Genomic DNA, 21,961 nt, shown 5'->3' on the forward strand with positions numbered 1-21,961 from the left:
GGGATTCAACATGAGGCCGACAGATTGGTGGAGAGAGCAAGTAACCAAGAGAAGGCACGAGCAGCCGTCTGGTCGCGGCGAACGCATCACGCCGCACATGGTAAAAGAACAATTGGCGAACGTGGATGACCTCAGCAGTCTGTCCTTGACGATCAATGAGGAAGAGGTACACGTTTTTTTTCTAGATACGATGGTAGATTTGACGCAAGTGTACGAAACCGTCTTTTTGCCGTTGCAACGCTCGGATGGAAAAGACCCGTTGCGGGTGTTGCCTTATGCGCAGCCGTGCCAGTCCGATGACATGGGCAGGCTGATGAACAATTTGCTGCGCGGCCATACGATCCTGTTTTTCCTGGACAGGGAGCTGATTTTGCACGTCAATACGTTTCAGGTCGAGCATCGCTCCATCACGAAGTCGGAGAGCGAGGCGACTGTGCTCGGGCCGCAGGATTCGTTTGTGGAGATGCTGGAAATCAATCTGTCGATGCTGCGGCGCAGGCTGACCACGCCGAATCTGAAAATACTCGCCTACACGATCGGCACCGAGACGAAGAACAGGGTAGCCGTGCTGTACCTGGAAAATATCGCGAATGACGAAAACGTGGAGCGGGTAAAAACGCGGATTCAAAACGTCGAGTACCAGGGCTTTGTCGGGATGCCCGTGTTGAAGCAGATGCTGGAGGACAAGCCGTACTCGCCGTTCCCGCAGTTCGGGCTGACGGGGCGGCCTGACAATGTGACAGCAGCGCTGTTGGACGGCCGCATCATCATTATGCTCAACGGCAGCCCGGATGCGGCGATTTGTCCCGCCTCCTTTCTGGAGATGTTCAGCAGCCCGGAAGACTTTTACAACCGCTGGTCGACCGCCAGCCTGCTGCGGATGATCCGCTTTTTCGGACTGTTTGTCACGATTTTGCTCACATCGAGCTACGTATCTGTCCTGACCTTTCATCCGGAAATGCTTCCTCCCGCTTTGTTGACGATTTTGTCCCAGTCGCGCAGCCAGGTTCCGTTTCCTCCTGTGATCGAAGTGCTGTTCATCGAGCTGGTCATCGAAGTTTTGCGGGAAGCCGGGATACGCATGCCGACGAAAATCGGGCAAACCATCGGTATCGTCGGAGGTATCGTGATCGGGACGGCCTCTGTGCAGGCGGGTCTGGCGAGCAACATTCTGATCGTTCTCGTGTCCATCTCAGCGCTGCTCTCGTTTGTGCCGCCGAATTTTTTGATGAGCAACGCCATTCGGCTGGTGCGATACGGCTTTATTTTGATGGCTGGCTTGATGGGGATGTACGGGCAGATGCTCATGCTGGCCTTTTTGTTCGCGCATCTGCTCAACCTGACCTCGCTCGGCACTCCGTACATGGCGCCCGGCGTGCCGCGTCAGTGGACAGACTTGTTGAACGGCCTCGTGCGCGCACCGATGAAGTTCATCGTCTATCGCAACCGCATGTCCCGAGCAAAACGCAAACAGACGCGTCCCATTGGTGAGGAGTAGATAGATGGACAGAGGAAAGATTCACAGCCTGCGTCCGGTTCTTGTTGTAGGACTGGTAATCAATACGATGGTGGGGGTCAATTTGCTGTCCCTTGCCCATTATGCCAGCAAAATGGGATACAACCTGTGGTGGTCGCCGATTTTGATGGGGCTGATCGTCACGCTCACGATTTTTCCGATGATCGCTTTGTGCAGGCGCTACCCGGAGGACACGCTTTTTCGGATTCATGAAAAGCTGCTCGGCAAGTGGCTGGGCAGAGGGATCAACGTCGTGGTGATTGTCTACGCCATCTTGAACGCCTCTACCGCGAACGAAGGCTATGTGCGGCTTTTGCAGACGTCGATGCTGAACAACCAGACGATCACCGTGCCGCTGCTCGGCCTGACGCTCGTGATGTTTTACATTACCAACGGCGGAATCAAGCTGGTCGCCAGGTTTTGCCTGCTGGCGCTGTTCTTTACGGGCTGGATGCTCTTGCTGCTGCAATACGGCTTTCAGGAAGGGGGAATCACGCACATCTTTCCGCTGTTCAATACGGATCTGGCCAGCGTGCTGGACGCGCTTAACCAATCGTTCGGGAGCATGCTCGGATATGAGGTGCTGCTGATTTACTATCCGTTTATTGTCGAAAAGAAAAAGGCGTTGAAGCACGTGCTGATCGGCGTATGGTCAGTGGTTTTGTTTTACGTGTTGGTGCTGATTACGAGTGTGGCCTACTTTTCCGAATGGCAGATGGCGAATCTCGTCTATCCGATCCTGAATCTGTTCAAGGCGGTGGAGCTGTCTTTCATGGAGCGGATCGAAAATCTCGGCATCGGCTTGTGGGTGTTTCTCATTCTCAGCACGTCCACGACGTATTTGTGGATGGCTCGCACGGGGATAGAAGACATGGCAAGAAAACAGCGGCTCTGGCATCTTCTGTTGCCGACGGCGATCTCCTACTACATGATTCGCGGCCCGCTTGCGGTGGAAGACCAACGGTTCATTTATGACTATGTGACCGTTTATTTGGGGTATGGCTTGATTTTGTGGCCGATCTTTTTATTGCTGCTGCACGCCCTGCGTTCGGGAAGGGGAGAGGGAGCATGATGAGGTGGATCTGCTGGTATTTGATATCGACGGTTTTTTCCCTGGCGCTTGCCGGATGCACGGGAGAGTTCGAGCGGCCAGCCCTCGAAGACATGGCGATGATCGGCGTCATGGGCTTTGACTACATCGACGACAAGCAAATGAACGTCGTTGTCGCCATCCCCGTTCCCGCCAGAGGAAAGGAATCGACACAAGTTTACTCGACCAAAGCTTCCATGACGAGCGAAGCGATGTTGAAGCTCGCCACAAAATCCGAACGGACGATGACGCTGTCACAGCTTCGCGTCATTTTGTTCAGCGAGGAGCTGGCGCGCAAAGTCGGCATCGGCAAAGTCGTGCTCGACCTGTACCGGAATCCGATTGTGGGCGAGAACGTATTCATCGCAATTGTCAAAGGCAAAGCGGAAGATATCATCAGGGGCGAGTACCGAAACAAGCCGGAAGTGAACACGTATTTGAACGATTTGCTGCGTCCGCGGGTGGAAACGGCTTTTTCGTCTTTTTCTACGATCCACGACTTTGTGTTCATGATGACCAGCAAGACGGGCGATCCGAACTTGCCCTATTTAATCAAGCAAAACGGAAACATTCAGATCGCCAAAGTCGCTCTGCTGCGCAAAGACAAGCTGATCGGCTTCTACTCGCAGCGCGAAGGCAAGCTGGTGCAATGCTTGCTCGGACAAAAGCGGCTTCCCCGCGTCAAGTTTGAGCTGACGGAGCAGACGAACGAAGGCGAGCGTCTGGAAGAGATCATTTTCGATTTTGTCTGGTCCAAGTCAAAAGTGCGGAGCAACGGCAACCAGAAAAAGCCCGTCATTGACATCAACCTCGAACTGCGGGGAGTGGTGGTAGGCTACGATGGCAAGAAAAATTTGGACAAACGACCGCAAATGGAAAAGCTCGTGAAGCAGATGGAAGCGCTGATTAAACGGGAGACCACTGTGATGCTGAAAAAATTTCAACAAGAGGGCGTTGATCCGGCCGGAATCGAAGAGAGCCTGCGCCAGAAATACTACGGAAAATGGACGCGGGAAAAAGGGCTCGCGCTCTATCAGCAGGCCGGATTCAACATCAAGGTCAAGCTCGATATACTCGGCTACGGCACGATCAAGTAAGCGTGGCCGCTCGCGTTATCGCAACCGTTTCAGCTCCCGCCAGATCGCTTTCAGCGTCGGGCGGTCCCATTTTGGCCGCTTTCCGTACAGAAAACGGGTCAAGCCGCTGAACATCAACTGCTGGTCTTCTGTGTACGGGTACCAGTTGAACTCGCGTTTTTTCGAGCCGGGGTCGTGAATGACCGAGATGCTGTGCGTGAACGCTTGCAGCCCGGCTGGCCCGCGGTAGCGGCCGATGCCGCTCTCTTTGACCCCGCCGAACGGGAGGTGCGGATTGGCGTAGCTGATGATGACGTCGTTAATGCACACGTTGCCGCTCAACAGCTTTTCTGCTACGCGCTGCGCTCTTTGTTTGTCAGACGACCAGACAGACGCATTCAGGCCGTAGGGCGACTCGTTTGCCAGGCGGATAGCTTCTGCCTCGTCGGAAAACGTCATGATCGGCAGGACAGGGCCGAATGTTTCTTCCCGCATGATCTTCATGTCCGGCGTGACGTCTGTCAGGATGGTCGGGGGGATGAACATGCTGTCGGTTTGCGGCAGCCCGCCTGTGACGGCTTTGGCTCCGGCGGCGAGCGCTTCCTCGATATGCGCCCGGACGATGCCGAGCTGCTCACGCGAAGTCATCGAGCCGACTTCCGCCTGAGCGGGAAACCGTTGGCGCAGCGCTTTCGTTTTTTCCGTGACCAACCGCAAAAACTCGGGGTACACACGCTCGTGCACGTACAGCCGCTCAACGGACATGCACACCTGGCCGGAGTTCGTAAAAGCGCCCCAGATCGCTCCGTTTGCCGCCCTCTCCAGATTCGCGTCTTCGAAGACGATCATCGGGTCTTTTCCGCCCAGCTCCAGCGAGACCGGAATCAGATGCTCCGCTGCTGCGGCCATAATTTTTTTGCCTGTGGCGGCCGAGCCTGTAAAAAAGATTTTGTCCGGGCGGGCCGCCACCAGCCGACTGCCGACCTCGCGTCCCCCGTGCAGGACGGTGACGACTCCTTCCGGCAGCCCGGCAACGGCAAACAGCTCTTCGATGAGCAGGCCAGTAGAAGGGGTGACTTCGGACGGTTTGAGAATGACCGTATTTCCCGCGACAAGCGCGGACAGCATCGGGATGATCGCCAGTTGAAACGGATAGTTCCACGGCGAAATGACCGCGATTACCCCCATCGGCTTGTAGTGAATGTACGATTTTTTCGGCCAGAGCACGAGCGGGGTCGGCACGGGCTGGGCAGCCAGCATTTGCGGCGCGTGCTTCTCGTAAAAGCGGATCGTATCGGCAGTGACAAAAATTTCGGTCATGTACGCTTCGATGGTCACTTTTCCGGTGGCCTGGCTGATTTTTTCCGCCAGTTCTTCGCCGTGCTCGACGAGATAGTGGCGCAGGCGCGTCAAGTAGCGCAGCCGTTCGGACAGGGAGGTAGCGGACCACGCTTCAAAGGCGAGCCGGGCTTTGGCGACTGCCGCGTCTACCTGGGCGGGACTGGCTTCAGTCACGGAGCCGAATGTCTCGCCAGTGGCCGGATTGCGCAGAGGGAGTACGGACATTATCAATCACCTCGTTCGACAGGATGGGTGGCAGGTGAACCAGAAGAAAAAAGCGACTCGAGAACATGGTGGAGAGCAAGCTGAAAGCGGCTGATCGCTTCTGCGGCCGTCCGGGATTCGTCCAGCAAGCTTTGCAAGATCATGCCGTCGATCACGGAATAGAGGATCGAGCTTGCCGCGCTCACGTCCACGGCAAGCGCGGCTCCACGCTCCGTCTGCAGCCGCTTGAGCATGCGGGCAATCAGGTCGTGCAGCCGGTTTCGCGTGTGGTGCACCTGCTCCAAAAAGACAGGGGTGTACAGCGCCTGCGCCTGCAAATCGTACCAGAGCCGATGCAGCTTGCGGTCTTCCAGCAGACTGCGGCCGAGAACGGCAGCGAGAGCCGGGAAAAAGTTGTCCAGGGGAGCGGCAACCACTTCGCGCTCCAGCTCGGCGATGAAGCGTTCCTTGTAGCTGGCGATCACTTCGAGCAGCAATTCTTCCTTGCTGGCAAAATAATAGTGCAGAATGCCGAGCGAGACGCCGGATTCCTTGGCGATATCGCGCAAGGAGACGTGGGCATAGCCTTTTTCCGCGAGGCAGATCGTCGCCTGCTCGATCAAAAAGGCCCGCTTCGCTTCGGCTTTCGCCTGGCTTTTCGAAGGGGGAGTCATGCTGTGCACCTCGTTTTTGGACGATCGTCCAAATTTTGATTTGATTGTAATGCGTCCGTCTTGCTCCTGTCAACGCCCGAATGGGCACACAAAAAAGAAGCGGCTGTGCTACCGCTTCCTTTGTCGTTCCCAGCGCTTTAGATACGGGTAAGGGTCGAAAGCCCAGTCAGCTCCCCCAGTCTCCCGATACATGCCGTAGTGCAGGTGGGGCGGGAATTTTCCGGCGGTGCCAGGCTTGCCGTAGCCGGAGCTGCCGACGTATCCGATCACTTGCCCCGGCTCCACGATGTCGCCGGGCTTCAGTCCCTTTTTGAACGACGACAGGTGGGCGAAGTAATGATACACATTGCCCATGTCGCGCATGCCGATCCGCCAGCCGCCATAGCGGTTCCAGCCGATGACCTCGATCACTCCGTAAGCTGTGGAGAGCACGGGCGTCCCGTGTCGGGCGAAAATGTCGGTGCCTTCGTGAATCCGCCGCCCTCCCCAGCCGCGCGCGTCTCCCCAGGTGCTGCGGTAGCTGTAATCGTACCTCGCCGGGATGGGAAAATGACGCTCGTCCAACTGTAGGTGCTGGTATTTTTCGTACACCTGCGCGAACTGCCGGATCGTTTTCACCGAGCGATCCCGCTGGTAGTAAGACCAGACGCCGATTTGCCAGTCATCCGCAGAAAAGCCGTACTGCGCCAGGTAATGAATGAGAGAAGTGAGTGCGTCGAGATCGTTGTTGCGGTCGGCGAGTCCATCCCCGTCGCCGTCCATGCCCATCCCGCCGAAAAACTGGATCGACACCGGATTCGTGTCCTCCTGGTCGGGGTTCATGCTGCCCGTCCAGCGATCACTCGGGATATCAACGGCAGTCAGCCGCGAGGACGATGCCTGGTTGTCCGTTTGCTTTTTGCGTATTTTCATCGTGCGCTCGTACTGATCGATAGCCGCCAAATAGTTCCAGGGAATGCCGTACAAAGACTCCATGCGCCAAAAAAGCTGCAGCCGTTCCCGCAGGAGAGGGTCTGCCTGGTTGGCAGAGGAGCCTTTGGCGAAGGCAGATTCCAGCGGCGAAATGACTGCTGCCACGCATAAGCTGATCTGAATGATGAGGCGGAAAACTCGCATGCCGACTCCCTCCAGCCCGGGTAGTTTCCGTTGTAGTTTCTGCCAGTCTCTGCGGATTATCCGCGAGACTTTTTGGAAGCGGCCGCTGAACTTCTCCGCGCAGCGCAAGCTTCTGGTGTATGATGCAAGGAAGAAATGCTTTTTCAAAAACGGAGGGAGAAAAAATGAAGCTGGTCATTCGGGCAAATGGCCCGCTCTTCCTGGAGTCGCTCGTGAAGCCGCTGCAGCGCATTGCAGGCAGACAGTGTGCGGGATCGTCTGCGTGTTCGGCAGGTGACGCGGTGGACGCCGGGCGCATTTTGGACATGGCGGAACCGTATCGCCCGTATATGGAGGAGGAGCGCTGGCAGCGGGAGACGGCTGCCTTGCGCGAGCTGATGGCAGACCATGGCGCCGGCTCGTGCGGGGGAGAGCTGTATGTGCAGCCGCTTGCGGTGCCATTCGGCCTGTCGCCGCAAGTTTTGTCGCTCGCATCCGGGCTTGTCGTGCGGGAGACGGATGGATTGGACGCAGCGCGAGACTTTTCGGCAGTCGCCATGCTCTGGCTGCAAGTGATGGGCGCAAAGCCGCTGCGGACGCTGGAAGGCGAGCTGCTACAGGTGGAGCATGACGAAGACGGCACAGCGGTGCTTTTGCTTGCGTCAGACGGCAGGAGTGAGGGCGAGGACGCGATCCCCGTTTTTCGCGAGCGCAGGCAGCATGCCGATGAGCATATCGACGAAGGCATGCTGCTGCTGCAAGCGAATGTGGACGACGCCAGTCCGGAGTGGCTCGCCTACCTCATGGAGCAATGCTTCAAGGCAGGGGCCAACGACGTTCATTTTTTGCCAGTCACGATGAAAAAAAGCAGGCCGGGGACCATGGTGCAGGTCATGTGCTATGCAAGCCAGTTGGACGCGATGAAAACGCTGTTGTTCGAGGAAACGACGACGTTTGGCATCCGCTACTTCCCTGTCGCCTGCCATCGCCTGGCGCGACGCCATGTCCGCGTAGAGACGAGCTGGGGCGAAGTCGCGGTCAAGCTCGGCTACCATCGGGGTCAGCGGGTGCAGGTCGCGCCGGAGTACGAGAGCTGCGCGGCGGTTGCCCGAGCCAATGGCGTTTCGTTGAAGCAGGTGCATCAGGAAGCGCTGGAATTGGCGACCCGTAAAAGTTCTGTTAAAAAATGGACAGACAGGCAGGAGCGAGACGTGCCTCCAAAGAATTGAAAACATGGAGTATCCAACCAAACATGTATGGAGGAGGCTCGTGTGATGAGCAAAAAAGTGTTGATCGTGACAGGGGATGCCGTAGAAGCACTGGAGGTGTTCTATCCGTATTACCGTTTGCTGGAGGAAGGCTACGAAGCCGTGATTGCCGCGCCCAGCGTGAAGACGCTGCACACCGTTTGCCATGACTTTGAAGCACACAGCGAGACGTACACAGAAAAGCCTGCTTATCAGTTGCCTGCGCACGCCGCGTTCTCCGACATCAATCCGGAAGCTTTCGACGCCTTGATTATTCCCGGCGGGCGAGCGCCTGAGTACATCCGGCTGAACGAAAGCCTAAAGCCGATCGTCGCCCATTTTTTTGAGGCGAACAAACCAGTTGCGGCGATTTGCCACGGCTCGCAAGTGCTTGCGATCGTGTCCGAGCATCTCGCCGGTCGCAAGCTGACCGCCTACCAGGCGTGCAGACCGGACGTAGAGGCGATGGGCGCGATTTACGAAAAAGAAACGCTCCACGTAGACGGCAATCTCGTGTCTGGTCATGCATGGCCGGATTTGCCCGGCTTCATGCGCGAGTTTCTCCGCCTGCTGCGCTAACGGATAGACAAACCAAAAACTTCCGCCGAATGTCGACGGAAGTTTTTTTACGTTTAGCGGCGTCCGACCAAGAGCCGCAGCACATTCGGCTGGTCGGGCAAGTCGCGGGTTCCTGCGCCGTAGCCGATAGCCTCGACGGTCATGGACGGCAGCGGGCCGAACTGCTCGACCAGCGCGGCGGCAACACCCGCTCCGGTCGGAGTGGTCAGCTCCTTGTCGATCCGCGTCTCGCGCAGCGGGATGCCGACCAAAAGCTCCATGGTAGCGGGGGCCGGAACCGGATAAAGACCGTGGGCGCAGCGCACGTAGCCGTTGCCTGTCGGGATCGGCCCGCAATGCAATTGCCCGATGTCCAGCTCCTCCAGTCCGAGCGCGATGCCTACGACGTCGACGATCGAGTCGAGCGCCCCTACCTCGTGAAAATGGACAGTATCGACTGGGACGTTGTGAATTTTCGCTTCGGCGATCGCGATTTTTTCAAAAATAGCCAGCGAGCGGCGCGTTACGCGCGGGGCCAGCCCGGCTGCCTGAATCATGTCCACGATGGCTTTGTGGCTGCGGTGCTCGTGATCGTTGCCGAGCACCTTCAACGGCTTGAGCGGAAGGGCAGGAGCCTGGCTCTCGTCCACGACGTCCAGCTTCAGCGCGGAGACGCCTGCTTTGACGACCTTTTTCCACTCCAGACGGAAATCTCCTACGGGAAGCTTCCGCAACTCCTGCTCGATCCGGTCGCGATCAGCCCCGGCGTCGACGAGCGCGGCCAAAAGCATGTCGCCGCTTATTCCCGAAAAGCAGTCCAAATACGCAATGCGCACGAGAAACACTCCTTTTCAACCAGTCATTTCCTCTGTATCATATAGGGAAAGTATGTTCGTCTGTTTACTGATTCGTTGTCCAAAGTGTACCATTTGCCGATTCGGTTTGTCATGCGAGGAGTTGATCGGTTCGTGTTGTCATTCATTCATACGGCGGACGTCCATCTGGACGCGCCTTTACATATGCTGGCGGATCTTTACGAGCTTCGGCAGGATGATTTTCGCCGCACCCTGCAAACGATTCGCGATCTGGTTGCAGAAAAGCAGGCCGACTTTTGGCTGATTGCCGGAGATTTGCTGGAATATCACGGGGGCAGGCGCTCCACGGCCATGTTTTTGCGCGACCTGTTTGCGAGCATCGCCCCGATCCCGGTCTGCATCGCGCCGGGAAACCACGATCCGTGGCGGCCGGATTCGTTTTACCAGACGTTGGAGTGGCCGGGCAACGTGTACTGGTTTACGCCGGAGTGGGGCGCTTTTGAGTTTCCGGAAAAGTCATGCGTCGTCTACGGCTGGGGATTTGGGCAGCCGCATGTCTACGAGTCGCCGCTCGCCTCTTTTCCAGGCAAGCTGGACGGCTATCGGCACCACCTGATGGTGCTTCATGCCAGCGTCCTGAACAGGGCAGGGGACGAGCACCAGCCGTACGCTCCGGTTACGTTGCAGGAGCTGGTCGAAACCGGAATGGATTACGTGGCGCTCGGCCATATTCACAAGCCGGAGCAATTTGTGCACCCGCAAACAAGGCAGCCGCTCGCCGCCTATCCCGGCTCGCCGGAAGGGCTGACGAGCAAGGAAGCGGGAGAGCGCTCTGTGCTGTACGGCGAGCTGGATGACGCCGGGAGGTTGACGCTGCAGGCGCTTCCGGTCTGCCAGCGCCAGGTTCGCAAAGTGACGATTCACGCCGCCGGGGCGGAAACGACCGAGCAGCTCGTCGAGGTGATGAACGCGCAGCTTGCGGAAATCGCCAGCACGGATCTTGTGTACGTGACCTTGACCGGAGAGCGGGCCGCTCATTTTGTGCCGGCGATTTCCGTCTTGGAGCAGCGCTTTTCGCGATTTTTTTCACTGGCGATCACAGACGAGACGTGGCCTGACATCGACGCAGACAAGCTGGTGGCAGAAGGCGGCGTATGGGGCAAATGGCTCGCCAAGCTGGCGGAGGCCGAGGCGAGCGCCAGAAACGACGAAGAGCGCGAAATTGCCCGGCTGGCGAGGCAGGAGGCGCTCGCGCGGATTGGGGGGAGCATGCGTTGAGGATCGAGGAAATATCGCTTACGGGGTTTGGAAAATGGCAAGGAGCTGACTTTCGCTTCGCTCCCGGACTGAACCTGTTTTACGCTCCCAACGAAGCGGGGAAGTCGACGCTGTTGCAAGCCATTTTCGCCGCCCTGTACGGGATGAAGCGCGATTACGTCAAAACGGCGCGCTATTTGCCTGCCTATGAAAAATACCGCCCCTGGCACCAGGGGGACTACGAGACGATCGTCACCTATCAGCTCGGGGGCAAGACGTACCGCTTGCACCGGACGCTGGCGAAAGAAAGGGAGCAGGCACGCCTGTTTCTCGACCCGGAGTGGACGGAGCTGACAGACGTGTACATGGAGGATCGGCGCAAGGAGCGGAACTTTCTGGAAAAGCATCTGGGGCTTACCCGCAGCCTGTTTACGGATTTGACCTGGATCAGACGGGAGCCGCTGGAAGCTGCCGAGCATCTCATGCCTGCTTTTGCAGATGCACAGGAGGCAAGCCCGCACGTCCACGCCGTTTTGGCGGAGCTGGACCGGGAGCTTGTAAGCATCGGCAAAAAGGAGCGGGCGGAAAACACGCTGTTGGGCAAAGCGGCGTCGCGCGCAGCGAGCAAGGAGCAGGAGCTGGCTCACGCCGAAGCGGCATGGCGCCTGATCCGGCAACTGACGCAATCGATCCAGCTCTGGGAGGAGGAGCGCGAAAGACTCGAACAGCGGCGCATCCGGCTGCGGGAACGTATGCAGAAGTGGCAGGAGCAGGACCAGCTTTGGCAAGAAAGCTGGCAGCGAAGCTATTCGCCCATCGACGCGCAAGATTGGCAATGGTGGCTTGCGCGGGCTGCGAGCGAAGAGGAGCGGCAACTGCACGAAAAAGCGCGCAGCTCGATCATGGCATGGGACGAGCAGACGCCAGACGGTGCGCAGGGAACAGCGGCGAGTCAAGCGCTGGGCGAACTGGAAGCGGATTACGAGCGCGGCACTTCGCTGCGCAAAGCGCGGGAGCAGCGGCATATGCGGCTGGCCGAGCTGGCTGTGCTTGCCCTGTCCACCGGGACGCGCAGCCAGGCGCGGACGCAGCGGCAAGGGAATCGGGCCAAGCGCAAAAAGGGAGCCGTACGCCTGTGGGGCGGCGCTGGGCTATTTGCTATCCTCGGCGCCGTCGGCCTGGCGACGGGGCATCCCGTCCTTGGCGGCAGTTCGCTCGGCTTGAGCTTGCTGTTGCTCGCACTCGGGATTTTCGTGCTGCGGGCAAAAGGGAGCGGACATGCTGTTGCGCCTGTTGCCGCCAGCGAGCAGTTGCAAGAAAGCGAGCGGCTGCAGCAGGAGATCGCCGCCATCGACGCTGAATGGGCGTCCCTTTTGGAGCGCTGGGATGTTCGGGATTGGGATACTTTTCTGGCAAAAAGGGAAGAGCTACAAAGAAGCGCGCAGGAGCAGCGGGCCGTCCGGCTGGAGAGCGATCTGGCCAAAGCAAAGCGGGAGGAAATGCTGCAAGCCGACTGGGGCGAGGCGGTGCGAGCGATTTTGCGGCAGGAAAAGCGGCAGCGCGAGGAAGCAGAGAGCGACTGTCTGGCGCAGTTGTCCCGGATGGAGGACGAGCTGCAAGAGCTGCGGGAAAAAATCGCCCGCGCCTACGGAGAGATGGCCGCCCATGAAGGCGTGTCCGTAGCGAGAGCCAGAGACGAATACGAAGAGGCTGCTATTGCGCTGCGTCGGTTGTTGCAGCGCCGGGACGCCCTCCAGCTTGCGCGGGATGCGTTGCAGGAGGCGCAAGGCGAATGGAAGTGCGACGTTTCCCCGGATGTGAACCGGACGGCTTCCGAGGTGATGGCGCAAATTACGGGGGGAGCCTACCGCGACGTGCGGCTCGACCCGACAGAGGGCTTCGCGGTGCGGCTGCTGGAGCCGACGCGCAACCTGATCGTCAGCCACGAGCAATGCTCCACGGGAACGGCCGATCAGCTCTACCTGGCGCAGCGGCTCGCCCTGCTGCAGCACATAAGCAAACGGACAGAGCCGTTGCCGCTGTTTCTGGACGACCATTTTGTCCACTACGATGACGAGCGCCTGCAGCGGACGCTGGCGTACATCGCCAAGCTGGCGGAGCAGCATCAGGTCTTTCTGTTTACTTGCCACGAACGGGAGCAGCGCTTGCTTGCGCCGCTCTTGCGCGGATCGGATTGGCACAAGGCGCATCAGCTCGGGTAATTGTTACCTGACTTGTGAAAGAGGTTGCCCCTTGTAATTCCAACCTCTATAATGGAGTTTGATTATGTCTCGTACCAAGATACATGAGGAGTGGGCCCTATGACGCAACGCAAGCCGGAGTGGCTCAAGATCAACCTTGTTTCAGGACCAGAACTCGCCAGCTTCAAAGAGCTGAAGCAAACCATGCGCAGCAAGACACTACATACCGTTTGCGAAGAAGCAAAATGTCCCAACATTCATGAGTGCTGGGCCAGCGGTACAGCTACGTTCATGATTTTGGGTGATATATGTACCCGTGCCTGTCGGTTTTGTGCCGTAAAAACCGGATTGCCGACAGAGCTTGATGTGGCCGAGCCGGAACGCGTGGCAGAAGCTGCCGAGCAAATGCGTTTGCGGCACGTCGTCGTCACATCCGTTGCCCGTGATGATCTGAAAGACGGAGGCGCGCAAATTTTTGCGGAGACGATTCTTGCGATTCGCCGCCGTCTGCCGTTTGCCTCTGTGGAAGTGCTGATTCCGGACTTCCAAGGGAATTGGGATGCGCTCAAGCTTGTGATGGACGCGAAGCCGGACGTGCTGAACCACAATATTGAGGCAGTCCGCCGCCTGTCTGACCGCGTGCGGGCACGCGCCAAGTACGACCGGACGCTGGAGCTGCTGAAAAAGGCGAAGGAATTCCAGCCGAACATTCCGACGAAGTCCAGCCTGATGATCGGAGTCGGGGAGACGCTTGAAGAAGTGATCGAAACCATGGACGATTTGCGTTCCGTGGATGTCAACATCATGACGATCGGCCAGTACCTGCAGCCGACGAAAAAGCATCTGAAGGTCGAGCACTACTACCATCCGGACGAATTTGCCCGCCTGAAGGAAGAAGGCATGAAGCGCGGTTTCAGCCACGTGGAAGCAGGGCCGCTCGTGCGCAGCTCGTACCACGCACACGAACAGGCGAATGCCGCGAAGGAAACGATTGCCAAGGAGGCCTTGCCACAGGCGCAAGGTCAGTAATAAGAAGAAAAACCCCCTCATTGCATGCGAAAAGGAATCGCTGCAAAAGGGGGTTCTTCTCTATACAGGGGAGATTCGCCTTAGCGACTGGTTGTACCCATTTTCGCTTTTTGAGTCGCATTCGCGTTCTTTTGAGTGTTCATGCTTTTTGCTTGCTCGCCGTCTGTTACGCCGCCCATGCGCTTGATGAGCGTATCGATGCTCGCAGCATCCTCGGTACGCGCTGTATGCACATTGCTGGAACGGCTGGCGACACGGACAATTTCCTGAATGTCATTCGGGTTGTCCGTCACATACACCTTGTAATAGCGTGGCGAGATCGACTGCGCATTCATTTTCGCCTGGTTTTTGGCTGTGCGCGGGTCTACTCCCTGGGTGTTCAGACCGACGAAAATTTCTTCATCCGTCACCAGGACAGTAGAACGCTGAACGCCAGGGCAGCTCGTGGTGACGTTGCCGACTGCTTGCGCCAGAGCGTCGCGGTCTACGTAGACGTTTTGGGCGCCAGCGGTCTTCATGCCTGCCCGGTTTGTCTGGACGTAGCCCATTTTCGGCATGCCGGTTTGCATGATGCCGGCTCCTGCGCGATTCCAGGCCCGCTTTTGATAAATGGAATGGTTCATTCCATTCGGCGTGCCCAACACTCCGTCGTTATGGTCGGTAAAGGCGTTGTAAGGTCGCATGCCACTGGTGTAGGCGTTGTAGTTGTTGACGTTCGCCCGTGGATACGTCCCATTCGGGTACAGGCCGTTATCGACGCCCGGCGTGTTGTTCAGACCGACACCGTTGCGGACGTGCAGTCCGTCAAAGTTTGCGGAGCGCACGCCGTCGTAGTTGCGGACATGCAGCCCGTCAACGTTTGTGACGTGAGGAGCGGTCTGGTTTGGATGCGTGTAGTTCGGCGCAGCGTTGTTCGCACATGCGGAAGCCAAGAGAGCAATGCCTGCAATCGCAGGATACAACCATGTCTTTTTCAATGGTAACACCCCCTACACGATAGAATGTCCAGGGGGCTTGCGCAGTTTTCGTGGGAATTTTATCTCTTGCTGTTTGAAATGTGATAAGATGGACGAAAGTACACAAGTGTAAGGAGGAAGCGGACTTGATTCGCACGCAAGCCGGTACTTATGAAGTCATGGAAGAAAATCGCGACGGCTGGAATCCGGAAGCATTCAGGGAGCGTTACAGCGATATCCTCGACAAATACGATTACATCGTCGGAGACTGGGGCTATGGACAGCTTCGTTTGCGGGGATTTTATACAGATTCCAACCGCAAAGTACCGTTCGAGCAGCGGATCGCCGCTTTGGATGAGTACCTGCACGAGTTTTGCAACTTTGGTTGCCCGTACTTTGTCTTGCGCAAAGTAAAAGCGGCGGTCGGCAACAACGGCCCGGAACAGGACGGCCAGGACGAGAATCAGGATAACATTCTCGATATCCGCCAGAACGCATCCCGTGGCGACAATTCTCCGCTGATTGTCGAGCGCAAGGAGCGGCGCCGTTTTCATCCGCGCCAAAACAGGCAGGAGCGCCAGGAACGAAACAACGGAGGCGCCAACGAGCGGTCCGGAGGCCGCAATGAGCGCTCGGACAAGCCGAAGTTTCACAAGGATAAGCCGGAGAAAAACGGCAAGGACTCGTCCTCGCGGGAGAAGCGCCCGAACCAGTCGCGTCCCAATCGCGAGCGCGACAAAGTTCCAACCGGACAAGGCCAAAGCACGCCGAGGCGTGACACATAAGGAAGACAAACAAAAAAGAAGCTGGGAAAAACAACGCGTTTTTCTCCGGCTTCTTTTTCATTTGAGGAAAGCGGCTTTGTTTTTTTGATTCGTAGACTGAACAAATATTGCAAAACGCCAGTCGTTTTATGTAAAATATTTACATGCATCTGCTCGTTTTTTGTAAAATGTAGTAAAATTTGTATATTCGTGCGAAGAAGGGGGGAGGAAATATGGGGGAATGTAAGACCATGATATTTTACGTTGTCTGGTTTTAGCCACTATCATGAAGAATGACAGCGATTTCATTCGTTGTGTGACACTATTCGAAGCTTTCCGACCACACGCAACAGATCAACAAAAAACGGAATACAAGCAAATCATGGAGGGGATACGAAATGAAGAAGTCGATTTTGCTAGCAATCGTTTTAGTTTTGGGACTGTATAGTAGCGTTACGAGTGGACAAGCACCAATCCCAAAAGGAACCGTTATCCAATATGAACACGGTGTTGGCGGGTAAACGCGGATAAACATGGAGAAAAATCATCCTCAAAAGAGGATGATTTTTTTTACTATTCAAATTTTTTCAACCGCCAACTTTCTGAATGTCGATGTATAGTTATAAATGTGCTTTTCTGCAAGAAAAAGGGAGTGATAACCTTAGGGGTTATTTCATATAAAAATGACGTTCCATCAACGCAGGACACAAGAGAGTAAAGGGGTATTTTCCCGTACTTACCAGCCAAAGGGGCCGTCTCCAAGTCGATTTTTCGGCTTTGGAGATGCCCCTTTTCCATTTCAAAAACCTTGGTCGATCATGCTGCTGATTTTGAGAAATGAGCGGATTTTCCCCTTTGGAACAACCCCTTTTTATACCATCTCAGCTCTTAGCGTTAGAACCCGTATCCGCCGAAAAACGGATAGGGCTGGTACGGATATGGATAGTACGGATACGAGTATGGATACGGGTACGGATAGTAATAGGGCGGATAGAAGCTATAAGGGAGCGGGATGATGAGAGGGAACCCGCTGTCGTTTCTTCTTCTGCGAAAGAAGACGGGGTGCGCCTGATCTTCCGGAATCGTCTGGTATTGGTCTTCCGCCTGGTGAGCCTGAAGTTGTTGATCGTCAGCTTGATAAGATTGCATGGTGCGACTGCACTCCTCTCGTTTGTCTGTACGTGCAGTAGCATTATACGAGACATCCGCCTGTGTGGAGAGTTGTCCTCATGGATTTGGGCACAAAACAGCCCATCCCGAAAGGCTCGTTTCGAGATGGGCTTGGGACATGCAGAAGACGGATGTTAAATCACAGTTTCCAAAAAGGTTTTCAGCTCTTCCGCTTCCTGCTCGTTCAAGTTAAAGGCAAATTCGAGATAGCCTTCTTCCTCCAGATCGTCGTGCCCGATAATGGCAGAACGGCCGTTTTGGATGTTAATGACGAGCTTTTTGCCGTAAAAACGGTTGGTCGTCGTGATAGCCAGGTCGAAGCGGGTCGCTTCGCCTGTGAAGCTGACAAATCGCGTTTTGGTGTCCTCCGATTCGTCGTACAAATAAAACAAGTCATTCGCCATAAATACGCTCCTCTACTTCCATGCCAGATTTGGTTTGTGCTCGATATTGTGCAAAGCGCGGACAAAACGGATCGTTTTCGTCTGGGCGCGCATGACGATGGAGTGCGTCTCCACCATGTCGTCGCCCAAGTAGCGGACTCCCTGCAGCAGCTCGCCGTCCGATACCCCTGTTGCCGCGAAGATGGCGTCGTCTCCTTTTACCATATCGTGCAACGTCAGCAACTGCTCCGGATTGGCAAGCCCCATCTTGATGCAGCGCTCCCGCTCGCTGTCGTTTTGCGGCTTGAGCATCGCCTGCATGTCGCCACCGAGACATTTGATCGCCGCCGCGCTGATGACGCCTTCCGGTGCGCCGCCGATTCCGAGAAACAGGTCAATCCCTGTATGCGGCAGACAGGCGGCAATCGCTGCGCCGACATCGCCGTCGCCGAACAGCTTGACGCGCGCGCCTTTTTCCCGGACGGTGTCGATGATGTCCTGGTGCCGCTCCCGCTCCTGGATGATGACGGTCACATCCTGAACGCGTTTGTTGTTCGCTTTGGCTACTACTTCTATCATTTTATCCACGGGATCGAAAAGGTTGATTTTTCCCGCAGCCCGCTTGCCAACCGCCATTTTCATCATGTACATGTCGGGGGCATGCAGCAAGGTTCCGCGGTCACCGACAGCGATCACCGACATGGCATTGTTGTGTCCCTTGGCGACGATCGTCGTTCCCTCCAGCGGGTCTACGGCGACGTCTACCTCCGGGCCGACCGCATCCGGGTGGCCGAGCTTTTCGCCAATGTACAGCATCGGGGCTTCGTCCAGCTCGCCTTCGCCAATGACGACCGTCCCTCTCATGTTGATCGTGTCAAACATGGCGCGCATGGCGCTGGTCGCTGCTCCGTCCGCTTCATTTTTCTTTCCTCGTCCCATCCAGTGTGACGAGGCGAGGGCAGCCATTTCTGTCACCCGCACGATTTCCAATGCCAGTTCGCGTTCCACAGTTGTGTTCCTCCCTTTATGCCGGCAAAAAATTCACCCCATCATTGTAACATAAAGTACAAGCTGATTCGTGACAGCCGGGACAAATTTGGTATACTGTTGGAGGAAAAGAGGTGAAAGCCGTGAGCAATTCCTATTTGCAGGAAGGGGAATTGGTCCTTCTCGTCCTGGTGCTGACGTTTGTGTTTACTACCTATTATGCAAAACGAAAAGCAAAAAAGCGAAAATAAGGAGAATCTCATGTACGACGTGAATACAAAGCGAATTGACCAAGTATTGGCCTATATGTCTCGCATGCTTGATCTGCTGGACAAGCTCAGGGAACGGGGAGCCGAAGCGGTTTTGTCGGACGAAGTGGCTGTTGCAGCGATGGAGCGAGCCCTGCACTTGTCCATCGAAGGAATTGTCGATGTCGGAAATGCGCTGATCGACGGCTTTATCATGCGCGATCCTGGCAGCTACAGTGATATTGTAGAAATTTTGCGCGACGAGCAAGTCGTTACCGATGAGCAGGCGGCGATTCTGACCCGCGTTGTCGATTTCCGCAAGCATCTGGTCATTGACTATACGAGCGTTCCGGCGGAGGAAATGTTCGCGCTGGTGAACGAAGCCGTGGCAGCGATGCGGCAGTTTGACCCGCATGTGCGTGCGTTTTTGCAGAAAGAATTGTTCTAGAAAATGGAGAAGCGGATTTTTTATACAAAACACTTTCGTTTGTTTACTAAAGCGTGCCGATCCGCTACAATAAGTAGAAAGGACGGTGATACGTATGACAAACGAGGGGACGTCCACTCGTGACCAAATCCTGCACATGCTCAAGGTAAAAGGCTCACTCTCTGTCAGCGACATGGCCGTCGATCTTGGCATTACAGAAATGGCGGTAAGACGCCATCTGAACACCCTGGAGAGAGACAATCTGATTAAGTCTACGCTTGTGAGGCAAGCGATGGGACGACCAACCAACGTATATTCCTTGTCGCAGGAAGCAGATGAGCTGTTTCCGCGCAATTATTCTCATTTAACGCTCGACTTTTTGCAAGACTTAAAGGAGATTGACGGGCCGGGAAAAGTCGAAATGCTGTTCCGCCGCCGTGAAAATCGCCTGGAGGAAACGTATCGCGCCCATATGCAAGGAGACTTGCGGGACCGCGTGGCCAAGCTTGCCGAACTGCAAAACGAAAAAGGCTACATGGTCGAGTGGGAAGCGGATACGGATGGAAACACGTATCGCATCCAGGAGTTCAACTGTCCAATCGCCCAGGTCGCGCGCGAATTCAATCAGGCCTGCACCTGTGAGCTGTCGCTGTTTCGCCGGGTGCTGAAAGCCGACGTGGAGCAAACGTCCTGCATGGCAAAAGGCGGAGACAAGTGCGTGTTTGAAATCAAAAAAGCGTAAAAACAGTGTCAATGATCGCCACTTTTGTACGATTCGGTGCAGGGTGGCTTTTTTGCAACAAGATGTGCAGCGGCAAGAAGAAGTAAAGGCAGATGCGAGCGCATTCCAGGATTCGTCCATTCGCGAGCTGTTTCTGCACGCCAAGGCGCATCCGAAGCAGATTGACGGCTTGCTGGGTTCGATTGCGGATTTTTTGGACGGGGAAGCGGATACGTATAAAAAAGGACTGGCCTGCATTATCGCCGGGACGTTGGTTGAAAAGGGAGGCGACCCGGCCGGGATCGTCGGGGCGGTCGTCCGGCAACTGGAGCGCCACCTGATTTTGCTGGAAGCGTATTTTCAACAGGACGACGAGCTGTCGCTTGCCGAGCGGTTCCAGACAGCGCCGGATACGGTCAAGGCACAGGTGACGTCGGACTTTGTGGTTTTGGCGACGATGACGATGATTTGCCGCGACAAGCAGGCGAGAATCGAGCTGAGACAAAATCAGCAACTGCTTCGACTGATCGAGGAGCTGGAGGAACAGATCGACAATCTGCATTTTGTGAACATCGTGCTGGGCAGCGAAGACGATCTGGAGGTCGTGGCCCTGCACCCGGAGACATCGACGGGGATCAGGCTGCGGCTGTCGATGGTGCAAAACAACTTTCATCTGTTTACGCGCTCATGGGATTTGTCTTTTTGCGTTCCGGTTCACAATGCGCTGACCCCGCAAGCAGAACTGGTCGAAGTGCTGTCTTGCGAACAGGTAAAAGCATGGACCGAGAAGATCGTAGAGCAGTGGAAAAAAGCCAGGTAGCGAGACGAAGGCAGGAAGCGGCAGAGCCCGTTTTCCTGCCTTTTTTGGCGGGCAAAAGCAGACGGGCGGCTCGTCAAATGGCGCAAAAGCGGGTATCGTAAAGGAAGGCCAGAAGTTTTGGCAACAGAGATAGATCAGACTGGATGGAGGAGAAGCAACATGAAACCGTACAAAGGCTACCTGATTGATCTGGATGGAACCATTTACCGCGGCAATGAGCCGATTCCCGGCGCTGCCGAATTTGTCCGCTACTTGAAAGCGAACCGCATTCCGTACCTGTTTTTGACCAACAATTCGTCCGCATCGGCCGAGCGCGTGGCAGCGCGACTGAGCGGGATGGGAGTTGAGGCAACCGCACAGGATGTATATACGACCAGCATGGCGACTGTTGAATATTTGCAAGAAAAGGCGCCCGCAGGGGCAAGCGTGTATGCGATTGGCGAGGAAGGCTTGCTGTCACAACTGGAAGCGACAGGCTTCAGGCTGACAGCAGACGATCCTGCCTACGTCATCGTTGGAATCGACCGTGCCTTCACGTACGAAAAGCTGACGATCGCTACCCGCGCCATCCGCGCAGGCGCTACTTTTATCGCGACCAATGCAGATGCCGCGCTGCCGACAGACAACGGACTGTTTCCAGGAAACGGCTCGCTCGTTGCCGCCGTGTCGGTCGCATCCGCTACGAAGCCGATCGTCATCGGCAAGCCGGAGCCGATCATCGTGCGCTACGCGCTTTCCGTCCTCGGCACAGAGGCATCCGAGACGTTGATCGTCGGCGACAACCTGTTCACCGACATTGAAGCTGGAGCAAACAGCGGCCTGGACAGCCTGCTCGTCCTGACAGGCTATTCGACGCGGGAAGAAGCTGCCCGCCACGCGGTGCAGCCGACGCATATCGCCAAAGACTTGCCGGAGTGGCAGCTACGCATCTCGCTCTAGGCACTCTTCCTGCTGCTTCTGGCGATGGGCAATCCGGCTGGAAGCAGCAGCGGCAATCGCTCCGACGAGGTCGTCCAAAAACGTGTGGACGCCGAAGGGAACGGTTGACACGTTGGTGTATAGATTGTCTCGTTGAGGGAGAGTCTTTCTTGTCTGCATTGGCGAATTTACTGTGTATGCGCACTTCCGTAAACCGCTGTTCATTTATCTTCTAAAGCATTTAGTCATAGAAAAAAAGCATCTCTAGTCATTTCTGTTTCTAAACAATAGGGAGAGCTACTATCCTTCAGTTGGGTTTAGGTGAAATTTACTGTTAGTATTAGAAAATCCAGGGTATGAACATAAAAGTAGCACTTCTAAAATACATAAAATGGTAAAAATGTAACTGTCAAAGGAGTGTTGCCTTTGATAAATTTTACTTAAGTATAACTTGTTGGAGGGAT

The 21,961-nt window shown here is 55.9% G+C and carries 22 protein-coding genes and 1 pseudogene; 14 read left to right on the forward strand and 9 right to left on the reverse strand.

Annotated elements, in window-relative coordinates; translation table 11 throughout:
• Positions 1 to 10 precede the first annotated feature (10 nt).
• The 3 genes from M655_RS05520 to M655_RS05530 are packed head-to-tail and all read left to right on the forward strand — an operon-like array spanning position 11 to position 3,703.
• Complete coding sequence (locus tag M655_RS05520; protein WP_026558104.1) at positions 11 to 1,498, forward strand: spore germination protein; 1,488 nt, start codon at positions 11 to 13, stop codon at positions 1,496 to 1,498.
• Positions 1,499 to 1,502: 4 nt separating this feature from the next.
• The gene (locus tag M655_RS05525) at positions 1,503 to 2,588 is read left to right on the forward strand and encodes a GerAB/ArcD/ProY family transporter (RefSeq protein ID WP_025843844.1); all 1,086 of its coding nucleotides are present in this window, start codon (positions 1,503 to 1,505) and stop codon (positions 2,586 to 2,588) included.
• Positions 2,585 to 3,703 carry a Ger(x)C family spore germination protein gene (locus M655_RS05530; protein WP_241752940.1) on the forward strand — a complete coding sequence of 373 codons (1,119 nt, stop codon included), beginning with the start codon at positions 2,585 to 2,587 and terminating at the stop codon, positions 3,701 to 3,703. The genes M655_RS05525 and M655_RS05530 overlap by 4 nt, the downstream gene beginning before the upstream one ends.
• Positions 3,704 to 3,718: 15 nt before the next feature.
• On the opposite strand, the gene M655_RS05535 is transcribed toward M655_RS05530, so the two are convergent.
• The 3 genes from M655_RS05535 to M655_RS05545 form a co-directional block, all read right to left on the reverse strand.
• Positions 3,719 to 5,248, reverse strand: coding sequence for an aldehyde dehydrogenase family protein (locus M655_RS05535; RefSeq protein WP_026558106.1), 1,530 nt, complete (start codon positions 5,246 to 5,248; stop codon positions 3,719 to 3,721).
• A 2-nt stretch (positions 5,249 to 5,250) separates the two neighbouring features.
• Positions 5,251 to 5,901, reverse strand: coding sequence for a TetR/AcrR family transcriptional regulator (locus M655_RS05540; RefSeq protein ID WP_025843841.1), 651 nt, complete (start codon positions 5,899 to 5,901; stop codon positions 5,251 to 5,253).
• 108 nt (positions 5,902 to 6,009) lie between these two features.
• Positions 6,010 to 7,017, reverse strand: coding sequence for a M23 family metallopeptidase (locus M655_RS05545; RefSeq protein WP_005829427.1), 1,008 nt, complete (start codon positions 7,015 to 7,017; stop codon positions 6,010 to 6,012).
• A gap of 164 nt (positions 7,018 to 7,181) precedes the next feature.
• Here M655_RS05545 and larC2 point away from each other — a divergent pair, with 164 nt between their 5' ends.
• Positions 7,182 to 8,225 (forward strand): nickel pincer cofactor biosynthesis protein LarC2, encoded by a 1,044-nt coding sequence (gene larC2 / locus M655_RS05550; protein WP_026558107.1) that lies wholly within the window; start codon positions 7,182 to 7,184, stop codon positions 8,223 to 8,225.
• Positions 8,226 to 8,270: 45 nt separating this feature from the next.
• Complete coding sequence (locus M655_RS05555) at positions 8,271 to 8,822, forward strand: DJ-1/PfpI family protein (RefSeq protein ID WP_005829432.1); 552 nt, start codon at positions 8,271 to 8,273, stop codon at positions 8,820 to 8,822.
• Between the two features lie 53 nt (positions 8,823 to 8,875).
• Here the strand turns inward: M655_RS05555 and larC are convergent, their stop codons facing one another.
• Positions 8,876 to 9,637 carry a nickel pincer cofactor biosynthesis protein LarC gene (gene larC, locus M655_RS05560; RefSeq protein ID WP_026558108.1) on the reverse strand — a complete coding sequence of 254 codons (762 nt, stop codon included), beginning with the start codon at positions 9,635 to 9,637 and terminating at the stop codon, positions 8,876 to 8,878.
• Between the two features lie 132 nt (positions 9,638 to 9,769).
• Here larC and M655_RS05565 point away from each other — a divergent pair, with 132 nt between their 5' ends.
• The 3 genes from M655_RS05565 to lipA all read left to right on the forward strand — a co-directional run bounded on the left by M655_RS05565 (position 9,770) and on the right by lipA (position 14,103).
• Positions 9,770 to 10,894, forward strand: coding sequence for a metallophosphoesterase family protein (locus M655_RS05565; protein WP_005829437.1), 1,125 nt, complete (start codon positions 9,770 to 9,772; stop codon positions 10,892 to 10,894).
• Positions 10,891 to 13,095: an ATP-binding protein gene (locus M655_RS05570; RefSeq protein ID WP_026558109.1), complete on the forward strand. Its 2,205-nt coding sequence runs from the start codon at positions 10,891 to 10,893 to the stop codon at positions 13,093 to 13,095. The genes M655_RS05565 and M655_RS05570 overlap by 4 nt, the downstream gene beginning before the upstream one ends.
• Positions 13,096 to 13,194: 99 nt before the next feature.
• Complete coding sequence (lipA, locus tag M655_RS05575) at positions 13,195 to 14,103, forward strand: lipoyl synthase (RefSeq protein ID WP_026558110.1); 909 nt, start codon at positions 13,195 to 13,197, stop codon at positions 14,101 to 14,103.
• A gap of 80 nt (positions 14,104 to 14,183) precedes the next feature.
• Here lipA and M655_RS05580 read toward each other — a convergent pair whose 3' ends face one another.
• On the reverse strand, positions 14,184 to 15,089 hold the full coding sequence (locus M655_RS05580) for a YhcN/YlaJ family sporulation lipoprotein (protein WP_286085973.1): 906 nt from the start codon (positions 15,087 to 15,089) through the stop codon (positions 14,184 to 14,186).
• 116 nt (positions 15,090 to 15,205) lie between these two features.
• Between M655_RS05580 and M655_RS05585 the strand changes: the two genes are divergently transcribed.
• Positions 15,206 to 15,844 (forward strand): YutD family protein, encoded by a 639-nt coding sequence (locus tag M655_RS05585; RefSeq protein WP_007777835.1) that lies wholly within the window; start codon positions 15,206 to 15,208, stop codon positions 15,842 to 15,844.
• 873 nt (positions 15,845 to 16,717) lie between these two features.
• Here the strand turns inward: M655_RS05585 and M655_RS05590 are convergent.
• From M655_RS05590 to glpX, 3 genes are all read right to left on the reverse strand, one after another.
• Positions 16,718 to 16,972 carry a hypothetical protein gene (locus tag M655_RS05590; RefSeq protein ID WP_007777841.1) on the reverse strand — a complete coding sequence of 85 codons (255 nt, stop codon included), beginning with the start codon at positions 16,970 to 16,972 and terminating at the stop codon, positions 16,718 to 16,720.
• 155 nt (positions 16,973 to 17,127) lie between these two features.
• Positions 17,128 to 17,397 (reverse strand): DUF3055 domain-containing protein, encoded by a 270-nt coding sequence (locus M655_RS05595; protein WP_005836598.1) that lies wholly within the window; start codon positions 17,395 to 17,397, stop codon positions 17,128 to 17,130.
• Between the two features lie 12 nt (positions 17,398 to 17,409).
• The gene (gene glpX, locus M655_RS05600; protein WP_005836600.1) at positions 17,410 to 18,384 is read right to left on the reverse strand and encodes a class II fructose-bisphosphatase; all 975 of its coding nucleotides are present in this window, start codon (positions 18,382 to 18,384) and stop codon (positions 17,410 to 17,412) included.
• Between the two features lie 113 nt (positions 18,385 to 18,497).
• Here glpX and M655_RS05605 point away from each other — a divergent pair, with 113 nt between their 5' ends.
• The 5 genes from M655_RS05605 to nucF all read left to right on the forward strand — a co-directional run bounded on the left by M655_RS05605 (position 18,498) and on the right by nucF (position 21,518).
• Positions 18,498 to 18,614: a hypothetical protein gene (locus M655_RS05605; RefSeq protein ID WP_007777847.1), complete on the forward strand. Its 117-nt coding sequence runs from the start codon at positions 18,498 to 18,500 to the stop codon at positions 18,612 to 18,614.
• A gap of 10 nt (positions 18,615 to 18,624) precedes the next feature.
• Positions 18,625 to 19,059 (forward strand): DUF86 domain-containing protein, encoded by a 435-nt coding sequence (locus M655_RS05610; RefSeq protein ID WP_005836602.1) that lies wholly within the window; start codon positions 18,625 to 18,627, stop codon positions 19,057 to 19,059.
• Between the two features lie 94 nt (positions 19,060 to 19,153).
• Entirely contained in the window at positions 19,154 to 19,780 is a 627-nt protein-coding gene (locus M655_RS05615; RefSeq protein WP_005836603.1) for a helix-turn-helix transcriptional regulator, read from the forward strand.
• A gap of 52 nt (positions 19,781 to 19,832) precedes the next feature.
• Positions 19,833 to 20,579: a hypothetical protein gene (locus M655_RS05620; protein WP_026558113.1), complete on the forward strand. Its 747-nt coding sequence runs from the start codon at positions 19,833 to 19,835 to the stop codon at positions 20,577 to 20,579.
• A gap of 159 nt (positions 20,580 to 20,738) precedes the next feature.
• Entirely contained in the window at positions 20,739 to 21,518 is a 780-nt protein-coding gene (gene nucF, locus M655_RS05625) for a 5' nucleotidase NucF (RefSeq protein ID WP_025843830.1), read from the forward strand.
• Here nucF and M655_RS05630 read toward each other — a convergent pair.
• A pseudogene (locus M655_RS05630) lies at positions 21,501 to 21,614 on the reverse strand (phosphatidylglycerophosphatase A); the annotation flags it as partial. The gene nucF and the pseudogene M655_RS05630 sit on opposite strands and share 18 nt — an antisense overlap.
• Positions 21,615 to 21,961: the final 347 nt, after the last annotated feature.

The sequence above is a fragment of the Brevibacillus sp. NSP2.1 genome (assembly GCF_000470975.2).
Lineage (GTDB): Bacteria > Bacillota > Bacilli > Brevibacillales > Brevibacillaceae > Brevibacillus > Brevibacillus agri.

Coding starts and splice junctions, on each gene's coding strand:
- M655_RS05535 (WP_026558106.1), bottom strand. CDS start 5,248: ATGTCCGTACTCCCTCTGCGCAATCCGGCCACTGGCGAGACATTCGGC.
- M655_RS05595 (WP_005836598.1), bottom strand. CDS start 17,397: ATGGCGAATGACTTGTTTTATTTGTACGACGAATCGGAGGACACCAAA.
- M655_RS05545 (WP_005829427.1), bottom strand. CDS start 7,017: ATGCGAGTTTTCCGCCTCATCATTCAGATCAGCTTATGCGTGGCAGCA.
- M655_RS05555 (WP_005829432.1), top strand. CDS start 8,271: ATGAGCAAAAAAGTGTTGATCGTGACAGGGGATGCCGTAGAAGCACTG.
- nucF (WP_025843830.1), top strand. CDS start 20,739: ATGAAACCGTACAAAGGCTACCTGATTGATCTGGATGGAACCATTTAC.
- M655_RS05520 (WP_026558104.1), top strand. CDS start 11: ATGAGGCCGACAGATTGGTGGAGAGAGCAAGTAACCAAGAGAAGGCAC.
- M655_RS05530 (WP_241752940.1), top strand. CDS start 2,585: ATGATGAGGTGGATCTGCTGGTATTTGATATCGACGGTTTTTTCCCTG.
- lipA (WP_026558110.1), top strand. CDS start 13,195: ATGACGCAACGCAAGCCGGAGTGGCTCAAGATCAACCTTGTTTCAGGA.
- M655_RS05525 (WP_025843844.1), top strand. CDS start 1,503: ATGGACAGAGGAAAGATTCACAGCCTGCGTCCGGTTCTTGTTGTAGGA.
- M655_RS05540 (WP_025843841.1), bottom strand. CDS start 5,901: ATGACTCCCCCTTCGAAAAGCCAGGCGAAAGCCGAAGCGAAGCGGGCC.
- M655_RS05615 (WP_005836603.1), top strand. CDS start 19,154: ATGACAAACGAGGGGACGTCCACTCGTGACCAAATCCTGCACATGCTC.
- larC2 (WP_026558107.1), top strand. CDS start 7,182: ATGAAGCTGGTCATTCGGGCAAATGGCCCGCTCTTCCTGGAGTCGCTC.
- M655_RS05610 (WP_005836602.1), top strand. CDS start 18,625: ATGTACGACGTGAATACAAAGCGAATTGACCAAGTATTGGCCTATATG.
- M655_RS05590 (WP_007777841.1), bottom strand. CDS start 16,972: ATGCAATCTTATCAAGCTGACGATCAACAACTTCAGGCTCACCAGGCG.